The sequence below is a fragment of the Sediminimonas sp. genome (assembly GCF_024637375.1).
In the GTDB taxonomy this organism is placed as follows: domain Bacteria; phylum Pseudomonadota; class Alphaproteobacteria; order Rhodobacterales; family Rhodobacteraceae; genus Sediminimonas.
Genome location: NZ_JAGXFK010000041.1, coordinates 1 through 11,577, shown reverse-complemented (window position 1 = coordinate 11,577; position 11,577 = coordinate 1). Strand labels below are relative to the sequence as shown.

Sequence of the window (11,577 nt, the reverse complement as noted above, 5' to 3'; positions counted from 1 at the left end):
TTGCCGCTGCCCCCCGGACAGGCCCGGAATAACGCGGTTGTCTTTTGTATTTATAGAGCGCGGCAAAGTTGTTTCCCGGTTGTGGGAATCGGCGTGACGGCCGGTTCCGGTCCGCGTTTCGGCGCCGTTCGCGAATGGCGTTTCTCAAGCCGGCGGCCGGTGCGGGGAATTTCAATTCCTCGTAAAATGCAATCATTTTCAAGCGCCGCAAGAAAGCGGTTGCACCTTTTCCGGGCGGGGGCGTATCTTTGCACATCATTGGAATTGCAAAGGCGGAACGGAAATGAATCAACACGATCTGGAAAACATGTCACTCGACGAGCTCAAGGAGCTTCAGAAAAAGGTGACCAAGGCGATCAATACCTTTGAGGACCGCCAGAAACAGACTGCGCTGGCGGCTCTGGACGAAAAGGCGCGCGAATTGGGATTTTCCCTTGCGGAATTGACGGGCGGTGGCCGCAAGGGGCGCAAACCCTCGGTGCCGAAATACCGCAACCCCGACGACCCGACCATGACCTGGACCGGCAAGGGCCGCCAGCCGGCTTGGTTCAAGAAGGCGCTGGAAAAGGGCAAGAGCCCCGAGGACATGGCGATCTGAGAGGGCGAACCGCCGCGGCCGGGGGTGCGAGGCGTGCGCCGCCGGCGTGCGGCGTGCATTCGCTCTTTTCTTGGCCGGCGCAAGCGCGTATAGGTGCGCCCGAGTTCCCCCACAACGGAAACCGGCCCCGCTCGCGGGGCGCGCAGCCCGCCCCGAGGGCCCGGGCAGGATTTGGGCAAGGAGAGACGATATGGCCAAACCGATCATGGCAAAGGCGACCGCCGTATGGCTGGTCGACAACACCACGCTGACCTTCAAGCAGATCGCCGATTTCACCGGCATGCACGAGCTTGAGATCCAGGGCATCGCCGACGGTGACGTGGCCGCCGGGGTCAAGGGGTTCGACCCGGTGGCCAACAACCAGCTGACCGCCGAGGACATCAAGAGGGCGGAGGCCGACCCGACGGTCGTCCTCAGGCTCAAGCACAACCCCGCCGCCGAGGGCGAGACCAAGCGCCGCGGCCCGCGCTACACGCCGCTGAGCAAGCGCCAGGACCGACCGGCGGCGATTTACTGGCTGGTCAAGTTCCACCCCGAACTGGCGGATGCGCAGATCAGCCGGCTGGTGGGCACCACCAAGCCGACGATCAAGTCGATCCGCGAGCGCACGCACTGGAACATCGGCAACATCCAGCCCATCGACCCGGTGGCGCTGGGCCTGTGCAAGCAGTCGGAGCTGGACGAGTCGGTGCAGAAGGCCGCCGAGAAGAAGGCCCGCGAGGGCCACGCGATGGACGACGACGCGCGCCGCAAGCTGTTGTCGACCGAGGAATCCCTAGAGATGGAGGACGCGCCGCGCATCCCGACCGCCATCGAGGGGCTGGAGACCTTCAGCCTCAGGGAGGATAGCGACGACAAGAAGGAAAAGGCCATCGACGCCGACAGCCTGTTCAACCTGCCCGAGGGCAGCGATGACGACGACGAGGACGACGAGGAAGAGGGCCGCCGTTAGGCGCCGCCACCGTTACCATAGCTGAGCGACGATCAGGCCCGGGCACCCGCCCGGGCCTTTTTCAATGATGCGCATCCGCGCGCCGCGCTTCAGAGCACCTTGCGCGCGGTCAGCGCAGCGGTGATGGTGCCGTCGTCGAGGTAGTCAAGCTCGCCGCCGATGGGCACGCCCTGGGCCAGCGAGGTCAATCGCACCCGCCCGTCGAGATGATCGGCGATGTAATGCGCGGTGGTCTGGCCGTCGACGGTGGCGCCGAGCGCCAGGATCACCTCGGTGATGTCCTCGACCGCGATGCGGCCGATCAGTTGCGGGATGCGCAATTCCTCGGGCCCGACCTGATCGAGTGCGCTGAGCGTGCCGCCGAGGACGTGATAGCGCCCCTTGAACACGGCCGCGCGTTCCATCGCCCACAGGTCGGCCACGTCCTCGACCACGCAGATCGTGCCGTCGGCGCGAGCCGCATCGGCGCAGATGTCGCAGGTCTCGGCGTTGCCGATATTGCCGCAATTGGCGCATTCGCGGGCATTGGCGGCGACCGTCTGCATCATCTGCGCCAGCGGCGTCATGCGCAGCTCGCGCTTGCGGATCAGGTGCAGCACCGCGCGCCGGGCCGAGCGCGGACCCAGACCCGGCAGCTTGGCCATCATGTCGATCAGGGTGTCGATGTCGTGGTTGGCACTCATGCGCGGACCTGTGCTGATCGGGGATCGGTGGGGGCGCTGCCCCCACACCCCCGGAGTATTTCGGGAAAGATGAAGATCAGAACGGCAGCTTCATGTCCTTGGGCAGGCCCATGCCCTCGGTCAGCTTGCCCATTTCCTCCTGGGCCTTGTCCTTGGCTTTTTGCTGGGCGTCCTTGATGGCGGCGAGGATCAGGTCCTCGACGACCTCTTTTTCGTCGGCGTTGAAGATCGACGGGTCGATGTCGAGCGATTTCAGCTCGCCCTTGACGGTGCAGGTGGCCTTGACCAGGCCGGTGCCGGATTCGCCGGTCACGGTCATCTGTTGCATTTCTTCCTGCAACTGGCCCATCTTTTCTTGCATCTCCTGGGCGGCCTGCATCATCTTGGCCATGTCGCCCATCTGCCCCAGTCCCTTGAACATCGTGATCGTCTCCTTGGTTAGGATTTTCGTTGTGGTGCCGTGCGCGGTGGCGCGCGGTCAGGTATCTTCCTCGAACGGATCCCATTCTTCCTCGACCTCGGGCAGGGCCTCGGCGCCCGCTTCGGCGGCCAGCTCGGCATGGCTGCGGATGCCGGTTATGCTGGCGTCGGGAAAGGTTTCCAGCGCCGCCTGCACCATCGGGTGTGTCGCGGCCTCGGCGCGCAGGGCACTGCGTTCGGCGTCGCGCGCCTCGGCGATGGTGGGGGCGCCGCCGGTATTGACGAGGGTCACCGCCCAGCGTGCGCCGGTCCAGCGTTGCAGCGCCGCGCCGAGACGCTGTGCCAGGTCGGCGGGCGCGTCCGCGGTGGGCTCGAACTCGATCCGGCCGGGGCGGTAGGCGGCGAGACGCAGGTAGTTTTCGACCTCGATCAGCAGCTTGGCGTCGCGTTGGGCGCGAATCAGCTCGACGATCTGGTCGAAGCGCGTGTAATGGGCCAGCGCCTGGTCGTCGGCCTGCGGGGCGAGCGCGGCTTGCGCCCCGCCGCCGCCCTGGCCGCTGCCGTGGCCCGCCTGGGCCGGTTGGGTGGCCGGGGCATGGCCCGCCGGGGTCTGCTGGGCCGCGCCCGGCGCCGGCGCCCCGCCGCCATTGCCGCCACCGCCGCCGGATGGGCCGGGCGCCGGCGCATCCTTGAGCTTTCGCAGCAGCTCCTCTGGCGTGGGTAGGTCGGCGACATGGGTCAGCCGGATCACCACCATCTCGGCGGCCATCATGGCGTTGGGAGCCTGCGCGACCTCGTCGAGTGCCTTGAGAAGCATCTGCCACATGCGGGTGAGAACGCGCATCGGCAGCGCCTCGGCCATGTTGCGGCCACGGATGCGCTCGTCGGGGCTGACGGTGGGGTCTTCGGCGGCCTCGGGGGTGATCTTGACGACGCTGATCCAGTGGGTAATCTCGGCCAGGTCGCGCAGCACCGCCATCGGGTCGGCGCCCTCGGCGTACTGGCCCGACAGTTCCGACAGCGCGCCGCCGGCGTCGCCCTTCATCACCATGTCGAACAGATCGAGTACGCGGGCACGGTCGGCCAGCCCCAGCATGGCGCGCACCTGGTCGGTGCCGGTTTCCCCGGCGCCGTGGGAGATCGCCTGGTCGAGCAGCGAGGTCGCGTCGCGGGCCGAGCCTTCGGCGGCGCGGGTGATCAGCGCCAGCGCATCGTCGCTGATCTGCGCGCCCTCGGCATCGGCAATGCGGCGCATGAGCGCGATCATTTCCTCGGGTTCGATGCGGCGCAGATCGAACCGCTGGCAGCGCGACAGCACCGTCACCGGCACCTTGCGAATCTCGGTGGTGGCGAAGATGAACTTGACGTGCGCGGGGGGCTCTTCCAGCGTCTTGAGGAGCGCGTTGAACGCGCTCGTCGAGAGCATGTGCACCTCGTCGATGATGAAGATCTTGTAGCGCGCGCTGGCGGCGCGGTAGCTGACGGTTTCGATGATCGCGTCGCGGATGTTCTGTACGCCGGTATGGCTGGCGGCGTCCATTTCCATCACGTCGACATGGCGGCCCTCGGAAATCGCCAGGCAGTGCTCGCACTGGCCGCAGGGCTCGGTCGTGGGGGTGCCGGTGCCATCGGGGCCGATGCAGTTGAGCCCCTTGGCGATGATCCGCGCGGTGGTCGTCTTGCCGGTGCCGCGAATGCCGGTGAGGATGAACGCCTGCGCGATCCGGTCGGCCTTGAAGGCGTTCTTGAGGGTGCGCACCATCGCATCCTGCCCGACCAGGTCGGCGAAGGTTTCGGGCCGGTACTTGCGGGCCAGAACCTGGTAGGCGGGGCTTTGGTTGTCGCTCATGGGGTCGCTGCCTTGGCTGTTGGCGCAACAATAGGCGCGGTGCTGTCCTGCGTCCACCGCGAAGGGCGGGCCATGCGGATGGCGGTGCAGGGGAAAGGGTGAGAGGTTGGACAACGACCCAAGCGGGGCTCGTTACGGCTGCTTCCTTCCGGACCTGACCGGGTTGGCGAGGCGCTCGCCCGCGCCAACCTCTCACCCGCCTACCTAGGCGACGCGCCATGGATTCGCAAGGGGGCGGGGCACGATCCGAGGTGGCGTCCGGCACGTCACATGTGCAGGCGAAAGCGTGCGAAGCCCTCGGCCGTGCGACCCAGCGGCGTGAGCGGCGGCAGCCCCGGCTGATCGAGGTAGGCGGTTGCGCCGGGGCCGGTGTCGAACAGCGCCGAGGTGCCCGGCGCCTGCGCCGCGAAGCGCCAGACCGGGCGCCGTGGCGGGGTGATGACGGGGTGCGCGGCGATATGGGTGCGCAGGATATCGCGCACGCTTTCGGTGGTGTCCAGCACCACGGGCATGGGGCCCAGCGGCGCCACCAGGCTGCTGCCCAGCCGGTAGCTGTTGGTGGCCACGATGAGGCGGTCGCCGGGGGCCACCGGGCGCCCCGCGCAGCGCATCCGGGTGATTCGCTGCGCGTGGTGGTCGGCAAGCCGCCCGTCGATGGTGAAACGCGCCGGTTGCGACGGGTCGATGCGGTAGCTCAGCCCGCAGATGATGTCGAAATTGTAGGCCGGGAATTCGGGGTCGCGCAGCGGCTGGTCGGGCTGGCCGGGGCGCAATTGCCGGTAGATGCCGGCGGCGCGTTCCAGCCAGTCTTGCAGTTGCGCGCCAGTCACCTCGACCGCCTGGAGGGTGTTGGGAAACAGGTAAAGATCGGCGAGGCTGCGCAGCGTCAGCGGCCCGGCGGGCACGTCGGTGTATTGCGCCGGCCCCGGTTGGCCGCCCATCTTGAACGGGGCCGCCACCGACAGCAGCGGCAGGTCGGCCCATTCGGTGCCGCGCAGCAACTCGGCGGCGCGGGCGCGCTGTGCCTCGGCCACCAGTTGCACCGCGGCATCGTCGGCGATCAGGGTGAAATAGCTGTGCAGCGCTTCGGTGGTGCGGCCCACGGGGCGGCGGATATGGGCCAGCGTCGCCTGATGTGCGGGCGCCACCGCGCGGGCGACGATAGCGTCGTCGGCGCTGGTATCGGCAGCGCGCAGGGCGATGTCGTGTCCGGCGACGCGCCAGCGCCCGCCCGACCCATGCGCCAGCGTCAGGTCCATCACCCCCAGGTGCGCGCCCCAGTACCCGGGCATCATCGCCGGCTTGCCGTGGATGGTGCCGCGCGCCGCATCGACATCGGCCATCGCGGCGAATCGGGGGCCGGGCAGCAGTTGGTGCTGGTGGCCGCACAGCACCGCGTCGATGCCGTCGACCGCGGACAGCGGCACGGCGGCGTTTTCCATCCCGTCGCGCGCGTCCGCGGCGCCTATGCCGGTATGGGCCAGCGCCACGACCAGGTCGGCGCCTGCGGCGCGTATCTGCGGCACCTGTGCGCGCGCCGCGGCGCAGATGCCTTGCATGGTGATGGCACCGCCCAGAACGGCGCGGTCCCAGCCGGTGATCTGCGGCGGCGCCAGCCCGATCATCCCCACGCGCAGCGGGTGGCGGGCCCCGGCGTTGTCGACCGCGTCAAGCGTCACGATCACCCATGGTGGCAGTGCAGGGCCATGCGCGCGGGTGATGTTGCCCGCAATAACGGGAAAATCGGCATCGGCAAGTGCCCGGTCGAGCGGTGCCAGCCCGTAGTTGAATTCATGGTTGCCCAGCGTCGCGGCATCATAGCCCAGTGCATTCATCGCCGCGATCATCGGGTGGGCGCCGGTGTGATCGATCATCGCGGGGTCGGCGAAAAGATCGCCCATCGGGGTGCCTTGCAGGAAATCGCCGTTGTCCACGAGCAGGCAATTGGCGACCTCGCCGCGCGCCGCGCGGATCACCGGCGCCAGCCGCGCCAGCCCGTTTTGCGCCTCGGGGGTGGCGGCGCTGTCGGCGAAATAGTCATAGCCGAGAATGCGCATGTGCAAATCGGTGGTCTGCAGGATGCGCAGGCAAAGCGTGGCGGGCTGTTGTGTCACGATTGGTCGGCACCGAGTCACGGTCAGGGGAAAGGGCGAACACTGGAACCGATCGAAAGGCGCGTCGGACGCCCCCTTTTGATGGTGGTAGCGCCTTGCGCGCGGTGCCACAATGGCTTGGGTCAGGTAGTGGGTAAATTGATCGGCGGCGGTGCGGCGCAAGCAACAGGAGGCGAGGCGATGCGATTGGCGGAAACGGTGACATTCGGCGGCTCGGGGCTGGACCGCGCGGCCGAGTGGCGCGGCGATGCGCGCGCGCTGGCCGCCGCGGCGGGCGACAGGTCGGCGCGCTGCGTGGCGCTGTGGCGGGGCAAGCCGCTGGTGGCGCACGATGGCCCGGTGCCGCGGCTGGTGCGCCTGGCGATGGATCACCCGGTGCTGTCCGAGGCGGCCGGTGCGCCCGTCCTGCTGGGGCGCGAGGACGGCGCGCCGGTCTTTGCCCATGACCTTTCGGGCTGGCAGCCGCCGGCCGGGCAGGCGGCGCCCGAGGACGGCTTTGCCGACGCCACGCGCCAGCATCACCCGGCGCTGGACGCCGCGCAGCGTTTCACCGAACTGCGCGGCGTCATGGCGGTGCTGGGTCCGCGCGACGCGGAACTTGCCGCCACCGCGCGGGCGCTGTTCGGTTGGCACCGCACGCACGGGTTCTGCGCCGTGTGCGGCGACCGCAGCGAGGTTGCGCAGGCCGGCTGGCAACGGGTTTGCCCGGCCTGCGGCGCGCACCATTTCCCGCGCACCGACCCGGTGGTCATCATGCTGATCACCCATGGCAACGCGGTGCTGGTGGGCCGCTCGCACGGCTGGCCGGCGGGGATGTATTCGGCCTTGGCGGGGTTCGTCGAGCCGGGCGAGACCATCGAGGCGGCAGTGCGCCGCGAGGTGATGGAAGAGGCCGGCGTGCGCGTCGGGCGCGTCACCTACCTGGCCAGCCAGCCGTGGCCGTTTCCCGCCTCGCTGATGATCGGCTGCCACGGCGTGGCCGAAACCGCCGCGGTGACGATCGACCCGGTCGAGCTGGACGATGCGGTATGGATGAGCCGCGAAGAGATGATGGAGGCCTTCGCCGGGCGCCACCCGGTGCTGACCCCGGCGCGCGAGGGGGCGATCGCGCGGTTCCTGCTGCGCAACTGGCTTGCGGATCGGCTGGATTGAGGCGACACTGCGCGCGCAGGCTGACAACGAGGCACAGGCGAGCGGATGAAATTTTCAGGCAAGGCGGATGTCGATGCCCCCATCGACAAGGTGTTCGCCGTCCTCACCGATTTCGAACTGATCGAGCGCGCGGCGATGCGCCGCGGCGTCGAGGTGCAGCGCACCGACACCCTGCGCGCGCCGGGGGCGGGTGTCGGATGGCATGTGAAGTTCACCATGCGCGGCAAGCCGCGCGAGACGGATATCGCGATCACCGGGTTCGACGCGCCCAACGAGATCGTGCTGAGCGCCGAGTTGCAGGGCATGGAGGCCGTGACCCGGGTCGAGCTTGTGGCGCTGTCGCGGTCGCAGACGCGGCTGGGCGTGGTGACCGATCTGACGCCGACGACCCTGGCGGCGCGGCTGATGGTGCAATCGCTGCGCATGGCGCGCGGCAAGCTCGACAAGCGGTTCAAGGCCCGTGTGGCCGACTACGCGCGCGACCTGGGCGAGCGCGCGCAGCGGGCGTGACGCGCGCGCTATCCGGGGGGAAACCGAGGGCAGAGCGCGTCCGCGCGACGATCTGCGGTTGGGGGTTTCACCCCCAAACCCCCAGAGTACTTGTTGAAAGATGAAGCCCTGCGCCATCTTGCCGAAAAATACCCGACAAGGCGCGCCGGTCGCCCGTCTCAGATGGTCTGGTCGTAGGCGCCCACGTCGGGTTCGGTGCGGATAACCGCGTCGATATCGGCGAAGATGGCGCGCATCTCAGCGTCGCTTTCGCCGCTTTCGCAGACCACCACTAGGTTGGGCGTGTTGGAAGAGGCCCGCACCAGCCCCCAGGAGCCGTTGTCGAGGATCACCCGTGCGCCGTTGACGGTGACGACCTTGTCGATGCGGCGCCCGGCGATGGTTTCGCCCACTTCGCGCTTGGCGACCAGCTTTTGCACCAGCCGGTCGAGCACCTGGTATTTGCGGCCGTCGGGACAGTAGGGCGACATGGTGGGCGTCGCGTAGGTCATCGGCAGGGCGCGCCGCATGTCGGACATCGACATATCGGGGTTGCGGTCCATCATCTTGCAGATTTCCACTGCCACGCGCAGCCCGCAATCATAGCCGCGGCCGATCGGTTCGGCCAGGAAGTAGTGGCCCGATTTCTCGAACCCGGCCAGCGCGCCGATTTCGCGCACGCGGCGTTTCATGTGGCTGTGGCCGGTTTTCCAGTAGTCGGCCTTGGCGCCGTGTTTCAGTAGCTCGGGGTCCGAGGCGAACAGGCCGGTGGATTTCACGTCGGCCACGAAGGTGGCGCCGGGGTACAGCTTGACCAGGTCGCGGGCCATGATGACGCCCATCTTGTCGGCGAAGATTTCCGCGCCCGCGTCGTCGACCACGCCGCAGCGGTCGCCGTCGCCGTCGAAGCCGAGCGCGAAATCGGCGCCGGTGTCGCGCACGCGGGCGGCCATGTCGTGGAGCATTTCCATGGCTTCGGGGTTGGGGTTGTAGTTCGGGAACGTGTAGTCGAGATCGGTGTGCAGGGGGATCACCTCGACCCCGATACGCTCCAGCAGGTCGGGTGCGAAGGCGCCGGCGGTGCCGTTGCCGGTGGCGCAGACCACGCGCAGCTTGCGGGTCATGCGGAAGTCGCCGGCGAGATCGTCGAGATAGGCCGCGCGCACGCCATCGACGAAGTCGTAACCGCCGCCGGGGGTGGCCACGCCTTCACCGCCCAGCACGATGTCGCGCAGCTCGGCCATCTCGTCGGGGCCGTGGGTAAGCGGGCGCTCGAACCCCATCTTGACCCCGGTCCAGCCGTTGGGATTGTGGCTGGCGGTGACCATCGCCACCGCCGGCACGTCGAGGTGGAACTGCGCGAAATAGGCCATCGGCGACAGCGCCGGGCCGATGTCGCGCACCTTGATACCGGCCTGCATGAGGCCCAGCATCAGCGCGTTCTTGATCGACAGCGAATAGTCGCGGTAGTCGTTGCCGACCGCGATTTCCGGCGCGATGCCGTGGCGGTGCATCTGCGTGCCCAGCCCCAGCCCCAGCGCGGTGACGCCCGGCAGGTTGATGTCGTCGGGGTACTTCCAGCGCGCATCATATTCACGAAAACCGGTGGGCGCGATCATCGCGGTCTTGAGAAATTCCCAGGTGTTCGGGGTGACTTGGGTAATCGGTTTGGTCACGGTGGAAATCTTTCGCTGGATTCAATGGCGGCGGTTCAAATGGCGGGTGCCCCGGCCGGCGCGGACGCGGCCAGGAGCGTGGTCAGCTTGATACCTGTTCGCGCAGGATCGAGGCGGTCAGCGAGATCATCAGGTAGATGCCCGAGAAGATCAGCAGCGCGAGAATGGTGTTCTCGAACGCGCGGGGGTAGGCGGCCTCCTCGGGTTTGACGGGTTGCACGCTGGTGGTCAGGTAACGGACCTGGCGGCTGGCCTCGAGCTCGGTCTGTTTCTCGTTTTGCAGGGCCGATTGCAGGAACAGGTCGGCAGTGGCCAGGTCGGCTTTGGCCATCTGGATCTGCGCGGTTTTCGCGGCCAGCGAGCTGCCGCCAGATGCGGCCTCGTTGAGGCGCGCGTTCTGCTTTTCCAGGTCTTCCCTGAGCAGGCGGATCTCGGTGCGCAGGGCATCGACGCGCGCCTGGTTGGGGCGGGCGTTGTTCATCTGCGTGGCGAGCGCCAGTTCCTTTTCCTGAAGCTGCATCTCGACGCTGCCGATCAGGCTGCGGATGTTGGCAATCTCGCCCTCGGGGTCGAGCAGGGTGCCCTCCTGCAGCTTGACGAGGCGCTGTTGCGCGGCGCGGCGATCGGCCTTGGCCTGTTCGAGGTTCTTGCGCGCCTCGCGCATCTGGTCCTCGCGCTTGCGCTGGCTGAGTTCGTCGACGCGCTCCTCGGCGTAGTCGATGAGGTGCTTGGAGAACTCGACGCTGGTTTCCGGGTCGGCGGCGATGACCTCCATGCGGACAACGCCCTCGGTCGGGTCGAAGCCGATCTTCACGTTGTCCTCGTAGATACTGTAGGCATCTTCCATGCTGGCGTTGTCGTCGAGCCGCTGGATCGGGTCGATATGGTCCTGGCTGAAGTGGTTGCGAAAGCCGATGTCGTTGTCGAGGCGTTGCATCGCGTCCTGCGACTGCAGGTAGGATTGCACCGCGATCGAATCCTGGTTGGTGGCGAATTGCGTGCCGCTGAGCAGCCCACCCATCCCCGAACCGCCCTGGCTGTCGGCCTGCAGGATCAGGAATTCGGACTTGGTCGAGTACATCGGCGTGGCGATGTTGTAGAAGTAATGGCCCGCCAGCATCGTCGGCAGGAACACGAAGGCGGCCAGCCGAGTGAACAACAGCAACAGCTTGCGCCGCCGCCGGCGCGCGATGTCGTGCTGGATCTCCATCACTTCCCGGGCGCGGCGGTCGGCGGGGCTGAGTTCGGTCGAGGGCAGCGTGTTGTCGCCCTGCTTGACGGTTTGCGGCAGGTTGCGATCGGCGCCGCCGGTGGTGGCGGGCAGGTTGTCGTCGCCGCCCCCCTCGCCGCCGTTGCCGTTCTGCGGCACCACCAGTTCCAGCATCGTGGTGCGCTGGAACGGGTCGATGCCCTTGGCGCGCAACAGGCGCACTGCGTCGAAATCCGATGTGGGCGCAAGCCCGTGTTTCTGGGCCACGCGCCGGGCCATGCGCAGTTGCCGCCCCGTAAGCCCCTCGCGGCGGATATCGTCAAGCTGTTGTTCGGCGCCGACCTGCGCGGCCGAGGACACCTGTCCGCCGCTGGCGGTTTCCGCGCCGGCGGAAGGGCGGGGGCGTGCGGCTGTCTCTTATACACATCTCCGAG

At 67.9% G+C, this 11,577-nt stretch carries 11 protein-coding genes and 1 other RNA gene; 4 read left to right on the top strand and 8 right to left on the bottom strand.

Annotation, left to right across the window (positions count from 1 at the left end; all coding sequences use genetic code 11):
- Window positions 1–292 (bottom strand): hypothetical protein (locus tag Q0L89_RS06115; protein ID WP_296763267.1); only part of this gene is annotated, 292 nt, incomplete at its 3' end.
- Between Q0L89_RS06115 and Q0L89_RS06110 the strand changes: the two genes are divergently transcribed.
- Entirely contained in the window at window positions 284–598 is a 315-nt protein-coding gene (locus Q0L89_RS06110; RefSeq protein WP_296763266.1) for an H-NS histone family protein, read from the top strand. The two genes, Q0L89_RS06115 and Q0L89_RS06110, sit on opposite strands and share 9 nt — an antisense overlap.
- Before the next feature lie 190 nt (window positions 599–788).
- Window positions 789–1,550, top strand: a complete 762-nt coding sequence (locus Q0L89_RS06105; protein WP_296763265.1) for a cell cycle transcriptional regulator TrcR — start codon at window positions 789–791, stop codon at window positions 1,548–1,550.
- An 89-nt stretch (window positions 1,551–1,639) separates the two neighbouring features.
- Here Q0L89_RS06105 and recR read toward each other — a convergent pair whose 3' ends face one another.
- The 5 genes from recR to Q0L89_RS06080 all read right to left on the bottom strand — a co-directional run bounded on the left by recR (window position 1,640) and on the right by Q0L89_RS06080 (window position 6,616).
- Window positions 1,640–2,233 carry a recombination mediator RecR gene (gene recR / locus Q0L89_RS06100; RefSeq protein ID WP_296763264.1) on the bottom strand — a complete coding sequence of 198 codons (594 nt, stop codon included), beginning with the start codon at window positions 2,231–2,233 and terminating at the stop codon, window positions 1,640–1,642.
- Between the two features lie 76 nt (window positions 2,234–2,309).
- Window positions 2,310–2,654 (bottom strand): YbaB/EbfC family nucleoid-associated protein, encoded by a 345-nt coding sequence (locus tag Q0L89_RS06095; RefSeq protein WP_296763263.1) that lies wholly within the window; start codon window positions 2,652–2,654, stop codon window positions 2,310–2,312.
- Between the two features lie 57 nt (window positions 2,655–2,711).
- The gene (locus Q0L89_RS06090) at window positions 2,712–4,502 is read right to left on the bottom strand and encodes a DNA polymerase III subunit gamma/tau (protein WP_296763262.1); all 1,791 of its coding nucleotides are present in this window, start codon (window positions 4,500–4,502) and stop codon (window positions 2,712–2,714) included.
- Window positions 4,503–4,598: 96 nt separating this feature from the next.
- Window positions 4,599–4,697: signal recognition particle sRNA small type (gene ffs, locus Q0L89_RS06085), an RNA gene on the bottom strand.
- Window positions 4,698–4,768: 71 nt separating this feature from the next.
- Window positions 4,769–6,616: a bifunctional 2',3'-cyclic-nucleotide 2'-phosphodiesterase/3'-nucleotidase gene (locus Q0L89_RS06080; protein WP_296763261.1), complete on the bottom strand. Its 1,848-nt coding sequence runs from the start codon at window positions 6,614–6,616 to the stop codon at window positions 4,769–4,771.
- A gap of 180 nt (window positions 6,617–6,796) precedes the next feature.
- On the opposite strand from Q0L89_RS06080, the gene nudC reads away from it, so the two are divergent.
- Window positions 6,797–7,768 carry an NAD(+) diphosphatase gene (gene nudC / locus Q0L89_RS06075; RefSeq protein WP_296763260.1) on the top strand — a complete coding sequence of 324 codons (972 nt, stop codon included), beginning with the start codon at window positions 6,797–6,799 and terminating at the stop codon, window positions 7,766–7,768.
- Between the two features lie 45 nt (window positions 7,769–7,813).
- The gene (locus Q0L89_RS06070; RefSeq protein ID WP_296763259.1) at window positions 7,814–8,278 is read left to right on the top strand and encodes an SRPBCC family protein; all 465 of its coding nucleotides are present in this window, start codon (window positions 7,814–7,816) and stop codon (window positions 8,276–8,278) included.
- Window positions 8,279–8,436: 158 nt separating this feature from the next.
- On the opposite strand, the gene Q0L89_RS06065 is transcribed toward Q0L89_RS06070, so the two are convergent.
- Entirely contained in the window at window positions 8,437–9,933 is a 1,497-nt protein-coding gene (locus Q0L89_RS06065) for a phosphomannomutase/phosphoglucomutase (RefSeq protein WP_296763258.1), read from the bottom strand.
- An 82-nt stretch (window positions 9,934–10,015) separates the two neighbouring features.
- Window positions 10,016–11,503 (bottom strand): capsule biosynthesis protein, encoded by a 1,488-nt coding sequence (locus Q0L89_RS06060; RefSeq protein ID WP_296763257.1) that lies wholly within the window; start codon window positions 11,501–11,503, stop codon window positions 10,016–10,018.
- Window positions 11,504–11,577 lie beyond the last annotated feature (74 nt).